The organism is Nonomuraea sp. NPDC001636, assembly GCF_040298265.1.
Lineage (GTDB): Bacteria > Actinomycetota > Actinomycetes > Streptosporangiales > Streptosporangiaceae > Nonomuraea.
Genome location: NZ_JBEOZT010000014.1, coordinates 199969 through 219409 on the forward strand (window position 1 = coordinate 199969; position 19441 = coordinate 219409).

A 19441-nucleotide genomic window follows, 5' to 3' on the forward strand; every position below is an offset into this window, starting at 1 on the left:
AAGTCACCTCAATCGACACAAATGCGTGGAGGCACGATCAGGCTGCCGGATTGGAGTGGTCGGGGGTAACTGGGGCGTACGTGGGAGAGCACGTACTGCTGGGATCACCAGGTTTCATCCCGGACCACCTCCAATCACAAGAGACGCCGCAAAGCCGCCTTAACCTACCACAGGCGGGTGAACCCAAACGACGATACTCGCCGGCGGGCGCTCGGTTCAGGTAGAACCGCACAAAGATGCGGGCTTGATCCGGCATTCGACGTGCCCGCAACCCGCCCGGGACCCGCGCCGGGCGAGGGGGCCGGGCCTGCGACAATGGGGCACGTGCGCGTTCTAGTCATTGGTTCCGGAGGGCGTGAGCACGCCCTGTGCCGTTCGCTCAAACTCGATCCCCAGGTCAGCGAGCTCCACTGTGCTCCCGGTAACGCGGGCATCGAAGGCGTCGCGACCGTTCATCCCGTCGATCCCGTCGATCCCGCGCAGGTGGCCGAGCTGGCCGGGCGGCTGGGGGCCGACCTCGTCGTCATCGGGCCGGAGGCGCCGCTCGTCGCGGGCGTGGCCGACGCCGTGCGCGAGGCCGGCATCGCCTGCTTCGGGCCGACCCGTGAGGCGGCCATGCTCGAAGGCTCCAAGGCGTTCGCCAAGGAGATCATGAAGGCCGCCGACGTGCCCACCGCCCGCGCCTACACCTGCGAGACCGAGGAGGAGGCCGCCGCCGCGCTCGACGAGTTCGGCGCCCCCTACGTCGTCAAGGACGACGGCCTGGCCGCGGGCAAGGGCGTGGTCGTCACGCGCGACCGCGACCAGGCGCTGGAGCACGCGCGGGCCTGCGAGCGGGTGGTCATCGAGGAGTTCCTCGACGGGCCCGAGGTGTCGCTGTTCGCGCTCTGCGACGGCAGCACGGCGGTGCCGCTCCAGCTCGCCCAGGACTTCAAGCGCGCCTACGACGGCGACGAGGGGCCCAACACCGGCGGCATGGGCGCGTACACGCCGCTCCCCTGGGCTCCGGAAGGGCTGACCGAGCAGGTCATGCGCGAGGTCGTGCACCCGACGATCGCCGAGCTGGGGCGGCGCGGGCTGCCGTACCAGGGGGTGCTCTACGTGGGCCTGGCCCTGACCGAGAAGGGGCCGAAGGTGGTCGAGTTCAACGCCCGGTTCGGCGACCCCGAGACGCAGGTGCTGCTCGACCGGCTGGAGACGCCGCTCGGCGGGCTGCTGATGGCCTGCGCCACCGGCGAGCTCGGCCCCGACCCGGTGTTCAAGGACGGCTCGGCGGTGACCGTGGTGATCGCTGCGGAGAACTACCCCGACTCCCCGGTCAAGGGCGACGTGATCACCGGCCTGACCGAGACGGAGAACGCGTACGTCATCCACGCCGGCACCACGCGCGGCCCCGGCGGCGAGGTCGTCTCCAACGGCGGCCGGGTGCTGACCGTCGTCGGCCACGGTCCCGACCAGGCGAGCGCCCGCCGCAACGCCTACGACCTCGTCGACCGCGTCGAGCTGCGCGGCTCGCACCACAGGACGGACATCGCCCGATGAAGCATCTGCACTCCGGCAAGGTACGCGATCTCTACGAGACCGACGAGGGCCTGCTGCTGATGGTCGCCTCCGACCGCATCTCGGCCTTCGACTACGTGCTGGAGCCCGGCATCCCCGACAAGGGCGCCATCCTCACGCAGATGTCGCTGTGGTGGTTCGACCAGCTCAAGGACGTCGTGCCCAACCACATCCTGGCCAGGGGCGACGACGCGCGCAGCGTGGTGTGCAAGCCGCTGCGCATGGTCCAGGTGGAGTGCGTGGCCCGCGGCTACCTGGCCGGCGGCGGCCTGTCGGAGTACCGCGCGACCGGCACGGTCTCCGGGGTGCCGCTGCCCCCCGGCCTGGAGGACGGCTCCCGCCTGCCGGAGCCGATCTTCACCCCCTCGACGAAGGCCCCCCAGGGTGAGCACGACGAGCCGATCTCCTTCGAGCAGGTGGTCGCCGAGGTCGGCGCGGAGACGGCCGCCGAGCTGCGGCGCATCACGCTCGACGTCTACACGCGCGGCGCGGAGATCGCCCGCGAGCGCGGCATCATCCTGGCCGACACCAAGATCGAGCTGGGCTGGGACGCCGACGGCGTGCTGACCCTGGGCGACGAGGTGCTGACGCCGGACTCGTCGCGGTTCTGGCCGGCCGACGAATGGCAGCCGGGCAGGGCGCAACCTTCTTTCGATAAGCAATATGTACGTGATTGGCTGCTCTCGCCCGAATCCGGATGGGACAAATCCTCCGGAAACCCCCCACCTCGACTTCCCGAGCACGTTGTCGAGCGCACAAGGCAGCGATACCTAGAAGCGTATGAGCGCGTCACGGGGGCGCCGTTTAGCGGATGATTCGGCTGGGTCACCTGGTGTCAGCCACTACTGTTGGCCCGATCGAGCCTGACCGTTGATTTCAAGGAGCCGCACGAAATGGTCCGTTACCGCGTGCGCGGTGGCAACGCACTGCGTGGAACCGCGTTCATCCAGGGCGCGAAGAACGCCGTGCTTCCCATGATCGGTGCGGCTCTGCTGGCCGCCAAGGGCCGTACCGTGCTGCGGAACGTGCCGATCATCGAAGACGTCCGGCGCGCGGTCGAGCTGGCCGAGGCGATCGGCGCGTACGTGGAGCTGCACGAGTCCGAGCGCACGCTGGTCATCGACGCCTCCCGGCTGAGCAGCCCCGTGCTGCCGGCCGAGATCGCGCGCCGGTTCCGCGGCTCGGTGCTGTTCACCCCCGCGCTGCTCCACCGGCTGGGCGAGGCGATCGTGGAGGGCGTGGGCGGCTGCAACCTCGGCAGCCGCAACCTCGACTTCCACTACCTCGGCTACAAGCGGCTGGGCGCGGTCGTCGACGAGGGCGAGACCGTCATCCACGTCAAGGCCAGCGGCCTGACCGGCGCCACGCTCTACCTGGACACGCCCTCCCACACCGGCACCGAGAACCTGATCATGGCCGCCGCCCTGGCCAAGGGCACGACGGTGATCGAGAACGCGGCCCTTGAGCCGGAAGTGCTCGACGTCATCGACATGCTCACCAAGATGGGCGCGCGCATCAGCGGCGGCGGCACCGGGTTCATCACCGTCGAGGGCGTGGAGGAGCTGCACGCCGTCGAGCACACCGTGATGCCCGACCGGCTCGACGCGGGCGTGTTCGCGATGGCCGCGGCGATCACCGGCGGCGAGCTCAGCCTGGTGGGCACCGGCCTCGACCTGGGCGTCGTCCGCTACAAGCTGGAGCAGATGGGCGTCGACTTCGCCCGGCAGGGCGCGGTGCTGCACGTGCGGTGCGACCGTCCGCTGCGGCCCATCAACATCATCACCGACACCTATCCCGGGTTCGCGACCGACCTGCAGTCGCCGATGATGACGGTGGCCGCCCTGGCCGACGGCACGAGCTACATCCACGAGCGCATCTTCGACGGCCGTTTCGCCCTGGCCGGCGAGCTCAACAAGATGGGCGCCGACGTCGAGGTCGACGGCAACAGGGCCGTGGTGCGCGGGCGCACGCCGCTCAAGGGCGCGCAAGTCACGGCGCACGATCTGCGCTCCGGTATCGCGCTCGTGCTCGCCGGTCTGGCGGCCGAAGGAGAGACCGTCATCGAGTCCGGATACCTCATCGATCGCGGCCACGCACATCTCGCGGCGCGAATGCGCGCGCTCGGCGCGGACATTACACGAGAGATTTCTGAGCGCTAAAAAACATGAGAAAAACCGCGTTGAGCTGCTGAGACATCTTGTCGGGCGGTCAACCAGAACGACTTTCCGGAAAAGTCGGGCGTGACATTACGGCCCCCGCGAGCGATCGTTCCAAAAGAGAGCACTGCAACGGACGGCAGGATGGGACGAACATTGGTCGAGAGGGCCGAAGAAACTCCCCGAGTGTCACGCCCGGGCGCCATGACACCGGACCTCACCATCGGCGTGGTCGGACCCCACGACCTGGTCGAGCGAGTCATGCTGATGGGTCACGCCGCGGCACCGCTGCCGTGTCGCCTGGTCGCGGCCGCGTACCGCGATGAGCAGGAGGCGCCCGACAAGGTGACGCGGCTCGGTCCCGGTGTCGACGCGTGCCTGTTCGCCAGCCCGGTCCCTTATGACCTGGCCAGGCGATCAGGCGTGCTGACGATGCCCGCGACCTACGTGCAACTCGGCGGAGCGGCATTGGTGGCGGCGCTGGCGAAGGCCGCACTTGACACTCGGATGGACCCGCAACGGGTCAGCGTGGACGTGGTCAGCAGGGCGGATGTCGAGGAGGCGTACACCGACCTCGGCATACCGGCCACGGACGTGCACAGCCGCGACGAGCCCGGAGCCACGGGCACGATCGCGGCCTACCACGAACGGCTGGCCCGCCAGGGCGCCACCTCGGGGGCACTGACGTGCCTGCCCGCGGTGGCCGAACGCCTGCACGCCGCCGGCGTGCCGGTCATCAGGATCAGGCCGACCTCGGCCGCGGTCCGGACGGCGCTGCACACCGCGGCGCTGCTCGGGGCGCATCACCGGCTGGAGGAGTCGCAGCTCACCGTGGTGCTGGTGGAGGTGCCGACGCTGCGCGAGCCCGTGCGGCGCGCGGCGCCACGCTACTGGCGCGACGAGCTGCGGCTGTCGCTGCACCGGTTACTGGTCCAGGAGGCGAACCGGATCAACGCGACCGTCTGGCCGATCGACGATCACAGTTACCTGGTCACCGCGACCAGGGGCTCGATCGCCGCGGCCACCGACGGGTTCAGGGTGCTGCCCTTCGCGGCCAGGATCCGGGACGAACTCGGGCTGGCGGTCGAGGTGGGCGTCGGCATGGGACGGACGACGCACGACGCGGAGTCGCACGCGCGGGCCGCGCTGGCCCGCACCCAAGCGGGCAAGCAGGCCCAGGGGTTCGCGGTGGACCGCGAGGGCCGGGCCCTCATCCCGGCCCCCCGGATGCCACCCTCCGGGTCGACCGCGCTCAAGCCGAAGGGCGTGGAGGTGCTGGCCAGGCTGGCGGCCAAGCTCGAAGGCGGCGACACGGTGGTCGACGCCGAGGGCGCGGGCAAGATGCTCGGGGTGACGCCGCGCACGGCTCGGCGGTTGCTGCGCACGCTGGTTGACGAGGGACTCGCGTGGCCGCTTCCGCCGAACCGCACCCCGCAGCCGGGGCGTCCGCGCCAGCTCTACCGGCTCATCGTGGAGAAGCTCGGACCGCGGTGACCGTACGGGGCCCGTCGCCCCATTTCAGGGGCGACGGGTGCCGAGTTCTTGACCTGAGGAGTCAAAGGCACAGACAATCCGCCTGACTCTTGTGGTCTTATTGGTTGACCCGAGTAGATACGGGTATGTTCTCCCACGCCCCCGATCGACGGGATTCGGACGGGGGCGCCAAACTTTCCCGCACAGCCCCTTCGCCGCCGCCCTTTTTACGGAAGGCGTCCGGACGGGGCTGTGAGGCCGTTTGGCGGCACTGCCAGACCGGCGGGCATGTCCGGATATAGCCGGTCACCACAACCCGCCTGGGACGCCTTCAGCAGGCGCCCGCCATCGCCCGCTCAGCAGGCGCACGCGATCGCCCACACCGCTTTCAGCAGGCGCACGCGATTCCCGACACCGGCGCAGTCAGGGCGTCGATCGGTCGCCGGGTCACGCCCGACGCCGTCTCGACCGGAAAGCCCTCCCTGGCCCAGTACTCGAAGCCGCCGAGCATCTCCTTGACCGCGTAGCCGAGCCGGGCGAACTCCAGGGCGGCCCGCGTGGCGCCGTTGCAGCCGGGGCCCCAGCAGTAGGTGACGACGGTGGCGTCCCGGGGGATCAGCGCGGCGGCGCCGGCGGCGATCTCGGCCGTCGGCAGGTGCACCGCCCCCTCGACGTGCCCCTGCTCCCAGCTCTCCCGGCTGCGCGAGTCCACGACCACGACGCCCGGCGCGCCGGCGGCCAGGTCGGCGGCCACGTCCGAGACGTCGGTCTCGAAGGCCAGGCGGGCGGCGAAGTGGGCGAGGGCGGCGGCGTTGGGGGCGGCCGGGGTGGAGGTGACGGCTGACATCTACGACATTCCCTTCATTGCTGGTCAGTTCCGATCGTCTCAACCGGCCCGCCCACTCAACAGTGGCACGAAAGCCGCCTGTCGCTAATATCGCGCCAAATCCCTAAGTCCGAGACCCGCAGGTGCTTTGTCGGAGTCGCCGGATAAGGTCATGACCCATGAGTGCGAACACCACTGACAGCCGGGCTCCCGTCCTCGTCTGGAGCGCCCTGGCGATCGTGTACGTGGTGTGGGGCTCGACCTACCTCGGCATCAGGATCGCCATCGAGACCATGCCCCCCATGCTGAGCGGCGCGCTGCGGTTCGTGACGGCCGCGCTGCTGCTCGGCGGCTTCCTGCTGATCAGGAAGGGCCTGGAGCCGTTCCGGGTGTCGTGGCGGCAGGTCTGCGGGGCCGGGCTGGTCGGCCTGCTCCTGCTGACCAGCGGCAACGGCATGGTGGCCGTGGCCGAGCAGCACATCTCCAGCGGCCTGGCCGCGCTGCTCGTGGCCTCGGTGCCGCTCTGGCTCGTCGTGTTCCGGATCCTGGTCAGGGACCGGCCGGCCGTGCTGACGCTGGCCGGCGTGCTCGTCGGGTTCGCCGGCGTCGCGGCGTTGTCGCTGACCGGCGGCCAGTCGGTGGACACCACCGGGATCGTGGTGATCCTGGTGGCCTCGTTCTCGTGGTCGGTCGGCTCGTTCCTGTCGGCGCGCATCCCCATGCCCGCCAACCCCTTCGCGGCCAGCTCGATCGAGATGCTGGTCGGCGGCGCCGGCCTGGCCGTGACCGGCACGGTGCTCGGCGAACGGCTCGACCTGGCGGCGGTCTCCGGACGTTCCTGGGCGGCGCTGGCCTACCTGGTGCTGGTCGGCTCGCTGGTCGGCTTCACCGCCTACACCTGGCTGCTGGGCAACGCGCCGATCTCGCTGGTGTCCACCTACGCCTACGTCAACCCGGTCGTCGCCGTGATCCTCGGCGTGCTGGTCGTGAACGAGCACGTGACCCCGCAGATCATCGCCGGCGGGGCGGTGATCCTGGTGGGCGTCGCCCTGGTGGTCTCCACCGAGCGACGCGCCAAGGCCAGGACCGCGACCCTCGCGGAGGAGGTCAGCGCCTAACCGCGGAACTCCTTGGCGGCGGCGAGGAAGGCGTCGTTGGCCTCGGGGTCGCCGATGGACACCCGGGCCCCCTCGCCCGCGAACGGCCGTACGGCCACGCCCTCCACCGCGCAGGCGGCGGCGAAGTCGAGGGTGCGCTCGCCGAGCCGCAGCCAGACGAAGTTCGCCTCGGTCGGCGGCACCGTCCAGCCCTGCTCGATCAGCGACTCGCGGACCCGGCCGCGCTCCTTGACCACCCGCTCGACCCGCTCCAGCAGCTCGTCCTCGGCCTTCAGCGAGGCGATGGCGGCGACCTGCGCGAGGTGGTTGACGGCGAACGGGATGATCGTCTTGCGGACGGCCGCCGCCACGGGCTCGTGCCCGATCAGGTAGCCGACCCGCAGGCCCGCCAGCCCGTACGCCTTGGAGAAGGTGCGCAGCACGCAGACGTTCGGCCGGTCGCGGTAGAGCGTCAGGCCGTCGGGGACGTCCTCGTCGCGGACGTACTCGCGGTAGGCCTCGTCCAGCACGACGAGCACGTTCTCCGGCACGCGGTCGAGGAAGGACACCAGGGCGTCGCGGCGGATCGCGGTGCCGGTGGGGTTGTTGGGGTTGCACACGAAGACCATGCGGGTGCGGTCGGTGATCGCCTCGGCCATGGCGTCCAGGTCGTGGTCCTCGCCCGCCAGCGGCACCTGGACGGACGTGACCCCCGACAGGTCCGCCAGCAACGGGTACGCCTCGAACGACCGCCACGCGTAGACGACCTCGACGCCGGGCTCGCCGACCGTCTCGAACAGCTGCTGGGCCACCGTGACCGAGCCGGCGCCCAGCGCGATGTGCTCGACCGGCACGTCGTACCGCTCGGCGATGGCCTCGGTCAGCGCCACGGCGCCGGGGTCGGGATAGCGGTTGATCTGCCGGGCTCCCTCGGCGACGGCCTCGACCACGGAGGGCAGCGGGTCGTAGGGGGATTCGTTCGAGGAGAGCTTGTACGACCGGCCGTCGGCGGAGACCACGGCCTTGCCCGGCTTGTAGGGGGGCATGGTGTCCAGGATGTGGCGGAAACGAGGCATAGAACTACCTTAAAAGGCCACGCCCGATGAAGCATCCGCCAGCCCCCGCACGTCGGGAAGGCTCACGGCCGGACGCGTTCCCAGCGCGTCTCCCCGTCGTGCACGAGGTCGGTGGGGTGGAGGCCGGCGTGGGCGGCGACCGCGGCGGAGGCCGCGTGGCCGGGGTGGATGTGGGCGACGACCGTGCCGATGTCGTGGGCGTCGCACCAGGAGACCAGGGCGCGGGCGGCCTCGGCGGCCAGGCCGCGGCCCTGCCAGGGCACGCCGACCACCCAGGCGATCTCGGCCGTGCCAGCCTCTACGGTCGCCTGCACGTAGCCGGTCAGCCGGCCGTCGGCGCGCAGGCGGAGCACCCAGTTGCGCCAGCCGGGCGGGCCAGCGACCAGGCGTTCGTAGCGGGCGCGCAGTTCCTGCTCGGTGGCGGGGGCGCCGCCGATGAACTCGTGCAGGCGCGGGTCGGCGAGCACGGCCGCCATCTCCGCGGCGTGCTCGGCCCGCAGGGGCACGAGCGACAGGCGAGAGGTCTCGATGACGTCGACGAGGTCGTTCGGGATGGTCACTCCTGGAGCATGGGCGGGTGGAGGAGTTCGGCGGGGCCGCGGCGGAAGAGCTTGGCGGGACGGCCGCCGTCTCTGGTGGTGGTGGCGCCCGTCTCCACCAGGAAGCCCTCCGCCTTGGTGACCTTCCGGTGGAAGTTGCGGGGATCGAGCGGACGCCCCCAGACGATCTCGTACACCCGGCGCAGGTCCGCGACGGTGAACTCCGGCGGGCAGAAGGCCGCCCCCAGGGACGTGTACTCCAGCTTGGCGCGGGCGCGGTCGACGCCGTCGAGCATGATGCGGCGGTGGTCGAAGGCCATGACGGACAGCGCCTCGACCGGCTGCCAGCTCATGTGCGCCTGCTCCGAGGCCGGCAGGTCGGGGGCCAGCCCCAGGTAGGCGACGCTCAGCACGCGCTGGCGCGGGTCGCGGTCGGGGTATCCGTACGTCTGGAGCTGCTCCAGGTGCACCGGGGCGCCCGGGAGCCCGGCCCGCTCGGCCAGCACGCGGTGGGCGGCGGCCGGCAGGTCCTCGTCGAGCTGGATGAACCCGCCCGGCAGCGACCAGCGGCGCAGGAACGGCGGGTTGTCGCGCCGCCACACCAGGGCGCTCAGGGCATGGTTGCGCACGGTGAGCACGACCAGGTCGACGCTGACCGGGATGCTCGGGACCATGGACGGCACGTTACACGGAGTCCCGTCTGCCCTATGCGGATATGCGTACGTGGAGGGGCGTCGTGGCCTCCTTGCCGGACGCCCCCTTGATCCCTATCTTGACCCATTCCCCGGGCGGCACCTGGGTCCAGTCGAACGGCACCCAGGCCGTCGCCATCCGGGCCGGGTGCTCGTCCAGCGGGTCCTTGTCCAGCCAGCCGACGGCCGCGACCACCAGTTCCTTGGTGCCGCCGGACCATTCGACGAGCACGGTGCTGCCGTCGAGGTTGTAGCCGCGCACCTCGACGCCGTCCTGGGGGTCGCGGGGCCGCCTGATGGCGTCCACCGCGATCGGGCGCTGCCAGTCGCCGGCGATCTCGTCCTGGAGCGAGGGGTCGCCGCAGGTCATGAAGTCGCTCCACATGTAGGAGACGATCTTCTGGACGTACCGGCCGGCCATCGTGACGGCCTGGTCGAGGCGCTTCTTGTCGGTCTGGCCGCGGGTGCCCTGCGGGGCGCACGGCTGCTTGCCGGACGGCTCGAACGCCTCCACGTTCGCCCACAGCTCCACCTCGTGACCGGCCTGCAGCATCTCGTCGCGGGCCTTGGCCATCTCCCGGTAGTAGTCGCGGGTCGAGCCGTGGTACGCGGTGCCGTACGTGGCCTCGCCGACCACCGGACGCAGCCGGTCGTCCACCTCGGTGTCGCGCTCGTCCGGCCAGAACAGGCCGACCTTGCCGGTCCCCCGGCTGTCCTGCGGGGCGATGATGCCGACGCCGGTCCGGGCCAGCGCCTTGAACGCCTCGGCCACCTGCGCCGGCGTCTGGCCGAAGCCGACCCGCTTGCGCGCGTCCAGGTACGGGCTGATCAGGATCGGCTTGCCCAGCTCCTGCTCGACGATCCGGTGCTGGTCGGCGTACACCTCAAGGGTGGGGTTGGTGGCCAGCGTGGCCCCCATCTGGACCTCGAACGGCTGGTAGACGCCGCCCAGGGCCTGCCGGTCGGCGAAGCGCACGCCGTAGTCCTGCAGGATGCGCCGGGTAAGCGTGGTGAGGGTGCCGAGGTGCCGCTTGTTCGCCCTGGTCGGCGTCTCGGAGTCGCGCGGGGCGAGCGGCAGCGCCGGGAAGACCCGCATGCTGAACTGGTCGGCCAGGTCGAGCAGCTCGGCCAGGCTGTCCTTGGCCGAGCCGGCCACCAGGATCAGGTCGTACGACGTGGCCTTCTTGGTGAAGTCGCAGGTGGCGTCGTCGGAGCCGTCCGGTGGGGCGACCATGCGGTAGTAGATGCGGTCGCCGGCCTTGACGGCGTGTTCCATCGTGGGGCAGCGGAACAGGTCGCCGCCGAACGCCTCGTCGGTGCGGTAGACGTACGTGCGCCCGATCCGGTTGCCGGGGTTGGCCTTGCGCAGGTCCCGTTCGGCCGCGTCGTGGCAGCTCAGGCCGTCCTCTTCGCACGCCTTGTACAGCGGGTCGAGCGTCCCGTCCTTCGCCAGCACCTCGCCGGTGTCGTCGGAGACGCTGCGGTACTGCAGGCCGTACCCGATCCTGATGATCGTGTCGCCGCCGGCGCGGTGGATCTCCTGGAGCTGGTGACGCCAGGTGCACGGGTTCGACTTCGGCGTGATCCAGTAGCCGGTGACGGCGTAGAAGTTCTTGGTCGTGGTGTCGAACGTGCCGCAGGGGTCGGTGAACTCCTTGACCTTCGGCGGCGGCGGCGTCGAGACGGTCCTGGACGGCTTCGGCGTGCTCGACGAGGACGCGACCGGCCGCTCGGACGACGACGGGAAGAGGATGATCGCCACCGCGACCACGGCCAGGACGGCTGCGCCCACGAGCAGGAAGAGCCATCGCACGTTCAGGAACCTACCGCTCTCGTGATCTGCCGGAGATGAACCGCTATCGCGTGATCCCGGCCCATGCCTCAAGCTGGGTCACGAACCGCTTGGCCGAGTTCGGCCAGTGGTGGTTCGCACGGGCCGCGGCGTACCCGCGAGCGCCCTGCGCCCGCCGCTCGCGCACGTCGTCGCGCAGCGTCAGCACCGCCTGCGCGACGGCCTTCGGGTCCTCCCAGGGCACGACGACGCCGCTGTCGTACCGCTCCACGAGCTCGACCGCGCGCGGCGACGGCGTCGTGATGACCGGGATGCCGTGCGCCATGTACTCCACGATCTTGGTCGGCATCGAGTGCCGGTAGTTGGGCTCGTCGTGCAGCAGCGACAGCCCGGCCAGTGCCCCGTCGAGCCGCTTGAGCGCCTCGTCGTTGGGCATGAAGTCACGCCACTCCAGCAGGCCGTCGGCGACGGCCTGGTTGAGCATCGGACGGCTCTGCGGATCGGCGTACCCGATGAGCTCCACCGTCACCCGGTACGGCTGCAGCAGCTTGGCCACCTCGACGGCCTCGAACACCCCGCGCGCCCGCGACAACCACCCGAGGTAGACCACCCGGTCGTCGCCCGGAGGCGTCACCGAGTCCGGCACCCAGGTCTCGTTCGGCACGATCAGATGGGCGTGCTTGAACCGGCCCGCGTAGGCGGTCTCGGCCAGCAGCAGATGCATGTGCCGCTCGGCCGTGCCCTCCAGCATGCGCGCGAAGAAGCGCACCGGCGGGCGCAGGAACGAGGGCAGCCACGGCTTGAGCGACAACGTCGCCGGGGTGTCCTCGTGCACGTCCCAGACGACCGGCGGCCGGTTGCGCACGCCCCAGACCGCGAACAGCAGCTCCGGGTCGTGGATCAGGACCAGGTCGACCTTGTTCCGCATGCGCTTGAACAGCCGCCGGGCAGCCCAGACGGCCGCCATGCGTTTGCGCTGGGCGGCCCTGGGCAGATCGACGCCGTTGACCCATGGACGCGGTACGACCCCGTGCGCCGAGAAGGAGGCGGCATACGTGACCTCATGACCGGCATCCACGAGGGCACGGATCTGCCGATGCAGAATTCTCGCGTCCTCGGGGTTATGCACCACCGTCATGACGAGCACGTGCACTGCGCGCAGCCCTCCGTCGCTACAGCCGCTCGACGCGTTCACCCTCGGTGAGCACACCGCGGGTGTCCAGCACGAGCTTGGCCTTCGCCTCGACCATGGCCAGGTCGAACGCGGCGTGCTGCTGCAGCAGCAGCGTCACGTCGGCGTTGACCACGGCCTCGGTCAGATCCTCTTCCCGTGGCACCGGAGTGCCGTCGACCGACCACTCCTTGACGTACGGATCGGCGAACGAGAGGTCGGCCCCCAGTTCCAGCAGCGCACGCGCCACAGGCAGAGCCGGAGTTTCCCGTTCGTCGGCGATATCCGGTTTGTACGTGACGCCGAGCATAACCACTCGGGCGCCGTTCACGGGCTTCTTGTGTCTGTTCAGCAGTCGCTGGACGCGCGCCACCACGTAGGACGGCATGCGCTCGTTGATCTCCTGGGCCAGCTCCACGAACCTGAACGGGTAGCCGAGCTTGCGCACGGTGTAGGACAGGTACGAGGGGTCCACGGGGATGCAGTGACCGCCGACGCCCGGCCCCGGCAGGAACTTCTGGAAGCCGAACGGCTTGGTGGCCGCGGCCTCGATCGATTCCCACAGGTTGATGCCGAGCTCGTCGCAGAAGATCGCCATCTCGTTGACGAGGGCGATGTTGACGTGCCGGTAGGTGTTCTCCAGCAGCTTGGCCATCTCGGCCTCGCGGGTGCCGCTGACCGGCACCACCTGCTCGATGAACTGCTTGTAGAACGCCGTCGCCCGGTCGCGGCAGACCGGCGTGTAGCCGCCCACGACCTTCGGGGTGTTCTTGAGCCCGAACTTCGGGTTGCCCGGGTCGATGCGCTCGGGCGAGAAGGCCAGGTGGAAGTCCACGCCGGCGGCCAGGCCCGACTGCTCCAGCAGCGGGCGGGCCACCTCGTCGGTGGTGCCGGGCCAGGTGGTGGATTCGAGCACGACGAGCGTGCCCTTGCTGAGGTTGCGGGCGACGGCCTTGGTCGCGCCCTCGACCGCGGACAGGTCGGGACGGTGGTCCTCGTCCAGCGGGGTGGGTACGCAGATGACGATCGTGTTGCTTCTGGCCAGCACGGACTCGTCCAGCGTCGCGCTGAATCCGTTCGCCAGCATGTGATCGAGGTCAGCGTCGGTCAGGTCATCGATGTAGGACTGCCCGGCGTTGAGCGCGTCGACCTTCCGGGGGTCCACGTCCACGCCGACGACCCGCAGCCCGGCGGCAACCGCTTCCTTCGCAAGCGGCATACCGACGTAGCCCAGGCCGATGACAGCCAAGTCGATTTCTGTCACAGCAGTGCCTTCGAGAGCCGGAAACAACACTTCATGGTCGCAAAGGTTATCTCAAGTCCACCTAGCTCACGCCTAATGCGACCGAACCCGTCACAACGTACAGGCAACGTGGAGGTCATCTTTCGGCAAGCGATCGGTATAGAGCTTGATAAGTCTCGGCAACGCGGCTCCAGGTCCGCTTCGCGGCGACTTCGGCGCGTCCGGCCTCGCCCATCTCCGCCCGCCTGGCCGGGTCCTCCCGCAGGCCGGCGATCGCCTTGGCCAGCGCGGCCGGGTCGCCGGCGGGCACCAGCAGGCCGGCCCCGTCGGAGCCGACGAGCTCGGAGAGCGCGGGCAGATCGCTGAGCACCACCGGCTTGCCGAGCGCCATCGCCTCGACGGGCTTCAGGGGCGTGACGAGCCGGCAGACCCGCAGGTCCTCACGCGGGCAGGCGAAGATGTCGATGGCGTCCTGGGCCTGCAGCGCCTCGTCGGGGCCGACCCGGCCGGGCAGGACGGCGTCGCGCAGCCCCAGCTCCTCGACCAGGGCGAGCAGGTTCTCCCGCTCGGCGCCGTCGCCCACGATGAGCACCCGCACCGGCGTGCGGTCGTCGCGCAGCAGCGCGGCGGCGCGCAGCAGGGTCGCGAAGCCCTCGTAGGCCACGATGCTGGACACCGAGCCGACCACGATCTCGCCGGGAGCGATGCCGTACGCGTCGCGGAACGAGGCGCCGTCGTAGTGGGCCGACAGCAGGGTGTCGTCGACGGCGTTGGGCGCCAGGTGGATGCGTTCCCTGGGCACGCCGCGCTCGACGATCTCGGTGGCCATCGTCTCGGCCAGCGTGACGACCGCGTCGGCCTCGCGCATGAGGAACGCCTCGCGCTCGCGCTGGAGCACGTGCCGCTGGCTGCCGACCCGGATGGGGTCGCGGGAGGCCCACGTCTCCTCCAGGAAGCCGCGCACCTCGTAGACGAACGGGGTGCCCGTCCGGTCGCGGACGGCGTGGGCGACCGAGCCGTTGCGGTGGTCGGTGGCGGCGTGCAGGACCTGCGGGCGCAGCTGCTCGACCAGGCGGGTGACGCCGTCGGCGCCCTTGACCATGCGGCCGCGCATCTCGAACGGCACCTCGCCGTGCCCGTCGGGCAGCAGGCGGTAGTACGGGATGCCGTCGATCTCCTCCTGCGCGGGCGCGTCGGCGTGCCCCTGGAGCATGGGCCAGCCCCAGCTCGTCACGACGTGCGGGTCGAGCCCGGCCGCCTTCTGGGAGGTGACGATCCGGTGGGTGCGCACGGTGTAACCGGCCTGCGTGTACGGCAGCGCGTTGGTGACCAGGTGCAGCACGCGGCCCTCGACGCGCCCGGCGACGGCGACCTTCGGACCCGGCGGGATCGGGTCGGGGCTGATGGCGGCCAGCTCACCGCGGTAGTAGGCGGCCCTGCGCTTGACGAAGGGGTATTTGGTGTACGCGTCGAGCACCTCGGCGGCCTGGGAGACCCGGCCGGCGTCCCAGTGGGCCTTCGCCTCGTTCCACGGCGCCTTGATCATGCGCATGCCGAGCTTGCGGACCATGCGCCGGGCCCCGCGGGCGGCCGGCCAGGCCACGCTGCCGACGATCGGGCGCAGCTTGGGCGGGAGCGCGTCGGCGGCGGCCTGCGCCACGCGGACGGGGTCGGACTTGACCTTGGTCACGACGACGCGGGAAACGATGACGGGGTGCTGGACGAAGCCTTTGAGAAGTCCCCCGACGCCGGCCCGGGCGGACTTCGCGGAAACCTTTGAGGAGTCTTGACGACTGGCGTCGGATGCCACGCTGGGACCGTACCATAGGCAGCGTTTTTTCCCTTCCGCTATGAAAGGCGAGGTCAATGAGGGAGAACCCCCTGGTCCTGCACGTTTTGGGTGCTCGTCCCAATTTCGTGAAAGCGGCCCCGGTGGTGCGTGCACTCGGTGAACTCGGCGTGCGGCAGGGCATCATCCACACCGGTCAGCACTACGACGCGCTGATGTCGGACGTCTTCTTCGCCGATCTCGGCCTGCCCGAGCCGGTGGCCAACCTGGCGGTCGGCTCCGGCACGCACGCCAGGCAGACCGCGGCCCTGCTCGTGGGCCTGGAGGACGTCTTCGTCGCCCAGGAGCCGGACCTCGTCGTGGTCTACGGCGACGTGAACTCGACGCTGGCCGCGATCCTGGTCGCCGCCAAGCTCGGCATCAGGACCGCGCACGTCGAGGCCGGGCTGCGCTCGTTCGACCGGGGCATGCCCGAGGAGGTCAACCGGGTCGTCACCGACGCGCTGGCCGACCTGCTGTTCGTCACCTCGCCCGAGGCGCTCGCCTATCTGGCCTCGGAGGGCGTGCCGCCCGCGAAGGTGCACCTGGTGGGCAACCCGATGATCGACAGCCTGTTCGCCGCGCTGCCCTCGCTGGACCCGGCGCCGGTGGTGGCGCGGCTCGGCCTGCCGTCCCGGTACGCCGTGGCGACCCTGCACCGCCCGGCCAACGTGGACACCGCCGAGGCCGCCAGGGAGCTGGTCGAGGCGGTGCTGGAGGTGTCGCGGCGGACGCCGGTCGTGGTGCCGGTGCACCCGCGCGGCAAGGCGCGGCTGGCCGAGGCGGGTCTGGTGGACGGCGACACGATCAAGGTCATCGAGCCGCTGGGTTATGTGGACTTCCTCTCACTCGTCCGGGGCGCGGTGCTGGTCGTCACCGACTCCGGCGGCGTGCAGGAGGAGACGACCATGCTCGGCGTCCCCTGCCTGACGCTGCGGCCCAACACCGAGCGGCCGATCACGATCACGCACGGCACGAACCGCCTGGTCACGCCCGCACTGCTGCCCGCCGCGGCGGAGAAGGCGCTCGCCGACGGCGCCGCCACGCCGGCCGGCGAGCTGCCGGTGCTGTGGGACGGCAAGGCCGGTCCGCGCATCGCGACGGTGATCGCGGCGTGGCTGAAGGGCGACAACCTGGCTCCCGCTTCCCAGGCCAAACGCCCCGAATAGCGGTTGAATCCGCCGTACTATGACATACCTCCGCTGAGCGATAGGCGTATCACCATGGCCGAAAACCCTGAGCCCCCCGCGTTCCAGCGACTGGGACCCGTCAACTGGCTGCCCGAGGAGCGCAAGCTCATCGAGCGGTACGAGGCCGAGGTCAGGGAGCTGCGGCGGCGGCTGGAGATCGCCGAGGCCAAGGCCGCGTACGCCGGCTGGAAGCTGGAGGCCACCCAGGCCAAGCGCACGTTCAAGCTCGGCGAGGCCCTGGGCTCGAAGAGCCCGGGGAAGATCGTCGAGGCGGTCAGGTCGAAGGACAAGGCGCCCAAGCCGCCCATGCCGGTCACCGAGGCGGTCGAGCTCGCCAACCACCGCCCCCCGCTGGTCGAGGTGCCGGCGGCGAAGTGGCCGCTCGGCCCGGTCAACCGCCCCGACCTCAAGGTGGCGGTCATCCTGGACGACTTCTCCAGGATGGCCTTCAGGTACGAGTGGGACCAGATCGAGTTCGGCCTCAAGGACTGGCCGGAGATCTTCGCCGACAAGCGCCCCGACCTGCTGTTCTGCGAGTCGGCCTGGCACGGCAACCAGGGCCGCTGGCGCTACCAGATGACCGGCACGAACGCCCCCAAGGAGCCGCTGCGCGACCTGGTCGCCTGGTGCCGCGCCGAGGGCATCCCCACGGTCTTCTGGAACAAGGAGGACCCGCCGAACTTCGACTTCTTCATCGACACGGCCAAGCTGTTCGACTACGTGTTCACCTGCGACGGCGACATGGTGCCGAAGTACCGCGAGGTGCTCGGCCACGACCGGGTCGACGTGCTGCAGTTCGCCGCCCAGCCGCGGGTGCACAACCCGATCCAGCAGAAGCAGGGCCGGCTGCACGACGTGGTGTTCGCCGGCATGTACTTCCGCGACAAGCACCCCGAGCGGCGCGAGCAGATGGAGGTCGTCCTCGACCCGGTGCGCGAGCTGGGCCTGCACATCTTCGCCCGCAACGGCGAGGTGGACGAGAAGTACGCCTGGCCGGAGAAGTACCGGCCGCACATCGTGGGCGAGCTGCCCTACGACCAGATGCTGGCCGCGTACCGGATGTACAAGGTCTTCCTCAACGTCAACTCGGTGCTCGACTCGCCGACCATGTGCGCCCGGCGTGTCTTCGAGCTGTCGGCGTGCGCGACCCCGGTGGTGTCGGGGTGGTCGCGGGCGATCGAGGAGACGTTCGGCGAGCTGGTGCCGATCGCGCGCGAGCCGGTCGAGTCGTACAACCAGGTGCTGCACCTGATCAACAGCCCCGAGCTGCGGGCCAGGATGGGCCACCTGGCGATGCGGGAGGTCTTCGACAAGCACCTGTTCTCGCACCGGGTGGACCAGATCCTGCAGAACCTCGGCCAGGCCACCACGCCCCGGTCCCGCTCGATCTCTGTCGTGCTGCCGACCAACCGGGCCGCGCAGATCGAGCACGCGATCTCGTCGGTGGCCCGGCAGCTCCACCGGCCGCTGCAGCTCGTCATGGTCCTGCACGGGCTGGACATCGACCCGGTGGTGGTCGCCGACAAGGCCCGGATGGCCGGCATCACGGACGTCGTCGTCCTGCCCGCCGCCCCGGAGCTGACGCTCGGCGCCTGCATGAACCTGGGCATCGCCGCCGCCGAGGGCGACCTGATCGCCAAGATGGACGACGACAACCTCTACGGCGAGCACTACCTGTCGGACCTGGTGCGCGCGTTCGACTACTCCGACGCCGAGCTGGTCGGCAAGGGGGCACACTACGCGTACTTCGAGGGCAGCAACACCACCATGCTCCGGCTGCCCGGCCTGGAGCACCGGTACTCCTTCCTCGTCCAGGGCGGCACGTTCCTCGGCAAGGCGGACATGTTCCGCTCGTACGGCTTCGCGGACATCACGCGGGGGGAGGACACCCAGCTGGTACGCCGGCTGAAGGAGGACTCCGTCAAGATCTACTCGGCCGACCGGTTCAACTTCGTCTACTGGCGCAGCGCCGACGCCTCGATGCACACCTGGCAGGCCGACCACATCAAGCTGACGCGCAACGCGCAGTTCTCCTTCGTCGGCCGCCCGGACGACCACGTGCTCATCTGAGCCTCAGCGGGTGACGCGGGCCAGGTTCTGGTCGGCCAGGCGGGCCAGCTCGTACAGGCCGGCCGCCTTCACCTTCTCCCCGACGACGAGCATGCTCATGACCAGATGGGCCCGCCTGATCACGACCGACCCGATCTGGGCGCGCTTGTCGCCGCCGGAGGCCGTCGTCAGGTAGGCCCGCGACTCGTCGCCCCTGGCCGGCATGGCCAGCTTGGCGGTGCGGTAGGTCACGTCCGCGCCCTCGACGGTGGCCTTGTACAGGGCGCACTGCGGCGGCAGCGGCGCGGGCATGGACGCCGACGGCATCGACACGACGGCCTGCGTGATCGAGCCGCGCGCGGCGGAGAAGGCGATCACGGCGGCGGGCGCCTGGGCGACCTCCGGCTTGGCCGCGTCGAGCTGGGCGGCCCCGGCGCACTCCGGACGTTCCAGCTTGGCCTGCTGGATGGCGGCCAGCCCCTCCTGGGTGGACTTGAGCGAGCCGAACGCCCCCATCTCCGGCCCGTACGCGATGCGCATGCCCTTGGGCACGGGCAGCAGGGCGGCGCGCAGCCGGGCCGCCTCCACCGCCGAGGAGGACGCGGCGGGCTGCGCCGACCCGGCGGCCTGATTGTCGGCCTCGCCGGCGGAACATCCGGCGACGACCATCATGCTCAGACATACCCCCGAAATAGCCTTAAGCACGAATTCTCCCCTTGCTCTAGCGGCTTTTTCGAAAACGCTAGAGG

At 70.4% G+C, this 19441-nt stretch carries 16 protein-coding genes; 7 read left to right on the forward strand and 9 right to left on the reverse strand.

Features of this window, described 5'->3' with window-relative positions:
- Positions 1–324: 324 nt before the first annotated feature.
- The 4 genes from purD (at position 325) to ABT158_RS26000 (ending at position 5210) form a co-directional block, all read left to right on the forward strand.
- Positions 325–1542, forward strand: a complete 1218-nt coding sequence (purD, locus tag ABT158_RS25985; protein WP_352357553.1) for a phosphoribosylamine--glycine ligase — start codon at positions 325–327, stop codon at positions 1540–1542.
- Entirely contained in the window at positions 1539–2375 is an 837-nt protein-coding gene (locus ABT158_RS25990) for a phosphoribosylaminoimidazolesuccinocarboxamide synthase (protein WP_352357555.1), read from the forward strand. The genes purD and ABT158_RS25990 overlap by 4 nt, the downstream gene beginning before the upstream one ends.
- A gap of 78 nt (positions 2376–2453) precedes the next feature.
- Entirely contained in the window at positions 2454–3719 is a 1266-nt protein-coding gene (murA, locus tag ABT158_RS25995) for a UDP-N-acetylglucosamine 1-carboxyvinyltransferase (RefSeq protein ID WP_352357557.1), read from the forward strand.
- A gap of 201 nt (positions 3720–3920) precedes the next feature.
- Positions 3921–5210, forward strand: a complete 1290-nt coding sequence (locus ABT158_RS26000) for a GTP cyclohydrolase IIa (RefSeq protein WP_352357559.1) — start codon at positions 3921–3923, stop codon at positions 5208–5210.
- A 367-nt stretch (positions 5211–5577) separates the two neighbouring features.
- Here the strand turns inward: ABT158_RS26000 and ABT158_RS26005 are convergent, their stop codons facing one another.
- Positions 5578–6036, reverse strand: a complete 459-nt coding sequence (locus tag ABT158_RS26005) for a rhodanese-like domain-containing protein (protein WP_352357561.1) — start codon at positions 6034–6036, stop codon at positions 5578–5580.
- 158 nt (positions 6037–6194) lie between these two features.
- Here ABT158_RS26005 and ABT158_RS26010 point away from each other — a divergent pair, with 158 nt between their 5' ends.
- Positions 6195–7133: an EamA family transporter gene (locus tag ABT158_RS26010; protein WP_352357562.1), complete on the forward strand. Its 939-nt coding sequence runs from the start codon at positions 6195–6197 to the stop codon at positions 7131–7133.
- Here the strand turns inward: ABT158_RS26010 and hisC are convergent.
- From hisC to ABT158_RS26045, 7 genes are all read right to left on the reverse strand, one after another.
- Positions 7130–8188 (reverse strand): histidinol-phosphate transaminase, encoded by a 1059-nt coding sequence (gene hisC, locus ABT158_RS26015; protein WP_352357564.1) that lies wholly within the window; start codon positions 8186–8188, stop codon positions 7130–7132. The genes ABT158_RS26010 and hisC overlap by 4 nt on opposite strands.
- 62 nt (positions 8189–8250) lie before the next feature.
- On the reverse strand, positions 8251–8748 hold the full coding sequence (locus ABT158_RS26020) for a GNAT family N-acetyltransferase (RefSeq protein WP_352357566.1): 498 nt from the start codon (positions 8746–8748) through the stop codon (positions 8251–8253).
- A complete protein-coding gene (locus ABT158_RS26025) occupies positions 8745–9401 on the reverse strand; it encodes an NUDIX hydrolase (protein ID WP_352357568.1) in 657 nt (218 codons plus the stop codon). Before ABT158_RS26025 ends, ABT158_RS26020 begins: the two co-directional genes overlap by 4 nt.
- A gap of 31 nt (positions 9402–9432) precedes the next feature.
- Positions 9433–11232: a DUF4434 domain-containing protein gene (locus ABT158_RS26030; RefSeq protein ID WP_352357570.1), complete on the reverse strand. Its 1800-nt coding sequence runs from the start codon at positions 11230–11232 to the stop codon at positions 9433–9435.
- A 43-nt stretch (positions 11233–11275) separates the two neighbouring features.
- Positions 11276–12364, reverse strand: a complete 1089-nt coding sequence (locus tag ABT158_RS26035) for a glycosyltransferase (RefSeq protein WP_352318038.1) — start codon at positions 12362–12364, stop codon at positions 11276–11278.
- A 19-nt stretch (positions 12365–12383) separates the two neighbouring features.
- Complete coding sequence (locus ABT158_RS26040; protein WP_352357573.1) at positions 12384–13646, reverse strand: nucleotide sugar dehydrogenase; 1263 nt, start codon at positions 13644–13646, stop codon at positions 12384–12386.
- Positions 13647–13761: 115 nt separating this feature from the next.
- Positions 13762–15315 carry a glycosyltransferase family 4 protein gene (locus ABT158_RS26045; protein ID WP_352357575.1) on the reverse strand — a complete coding sequence of 518 codons (1554 nt, stop codon included), beginning with the start codon at positions 15313–15315 and terminating at the stop codon, positions 13762–13764.
- Positions 15316–15491: 176 nt separating this feature from the next.
- Here ABT158_RS26045 and wecB point away from each other — a divergent pair, with 176 nt between their 5' ends.
- Entirely contained in the window at positions 15492–16622 is a 1131-nt protein-coding gene (gene wecB / locus ABT158_RS26050) for a non-hydrolyzing UDP-N-acetylglucosamine 2-epimerase (RefSeq protein WP_352357577.1), read from the forward strand.
- Between the two features lie 54 nt (positions 16623–16676).
- Entirely contained in the window at positions 16677–18713 is a 2037-nt protein-coding gene (locus ABT158_RS26055; RefSeq protein WP_352357579.1) for a glycosyltransferase family protein, read from the forward strand.
- Positions 18714–18716: 3 nt separating this feature from the next.
- On the opposite strand, the gene ABT158_RS26060 is transcribed toward ABT158_RS26055, so the two are convergent.
- Positions 18717–19364: a hypothetical protein gene (locus ABT158_RS26060; RefSeq protein ID WP_352357581.1), complete on the reverse strand. Its 648-nt coding sequence runs from the start codon at positions 19362–19364 to the stop codon at positions 18717–18719.
- Positions 19365–19441 lie beyond the last annotated feature (77 nt).

Bases quoted from the DNA above. Each gene is read 5' to 3' on its own strand.
- ABT158_RS25990 (WP_352357555.1), top strand. From the start codon at position 1,539: ATGAAGCATCTGCACTCCGGCAAGGTACGCGATCTCTACGAGACCGAC.
- murA (WP_352357557.1), top strand. From the start codon at position 2,454: ATGGTCCGTTACCGCGTGCGCGGTGGCAACGCACTGCGTGGAACCGCG.
- ABT158_RS26000 (WP_352357559.1), top strand. From the start codon at position 3,921: ATGACACCGGACCTCACCATCGGCGTGGTCGGACCCCACGACCTGGTC.
- ABT158_RS26005 (WP_352357561.1), bottom strand. From the start codon at position 6,036: ATGTCAGCCGTCACCTCCACCCCGGCCGCCCCCAACGCCGCCGCCCTC.
- ABT158_RS26010 (WP_352357562.1), top strand. From the start codon at position 6,195: ATGAGTGCGAACACCACTGACAGCCGGGCTCCCGTCCTCGTCTGGAGC.
- hisC (WP_352357564.1), bottom strand. From the start codon at position 8,188: ATGCCTCGTTTCCGCCACATCCTGGACACCATGCCCCCCTACAAGCCG.
- ABT158_RS26025 (WP_352357568.1), bottom strand. From the start codon at position 9,401: ATGGTCCCGAGCATCCCGGTCAGCGTCGACCTGGTCGTGCTCACCGTG.
- wecB (WP_352357577.1), top strand. From the start codon at position 15,492: ATGAGGGAGAACCCCCTGGTCCTGCACGTTTTGGGTGCTCGTCCCAAT.
- ABT158_RS26055 (WP_352357579.1), top strand. From the start codon at position 16,677: ATGGCCGAAAACCCTGAGCCCCCCGCGTTCCAGCGACTGGGACCCGTC.
- ABT158_RS26060 (WP_352357581.1), bottom strand. From the start codon at position 19,364: ATGATGGTCGTCGCCGGATGTTCCGCCGGCGAGGCCGACAATCAGGCC.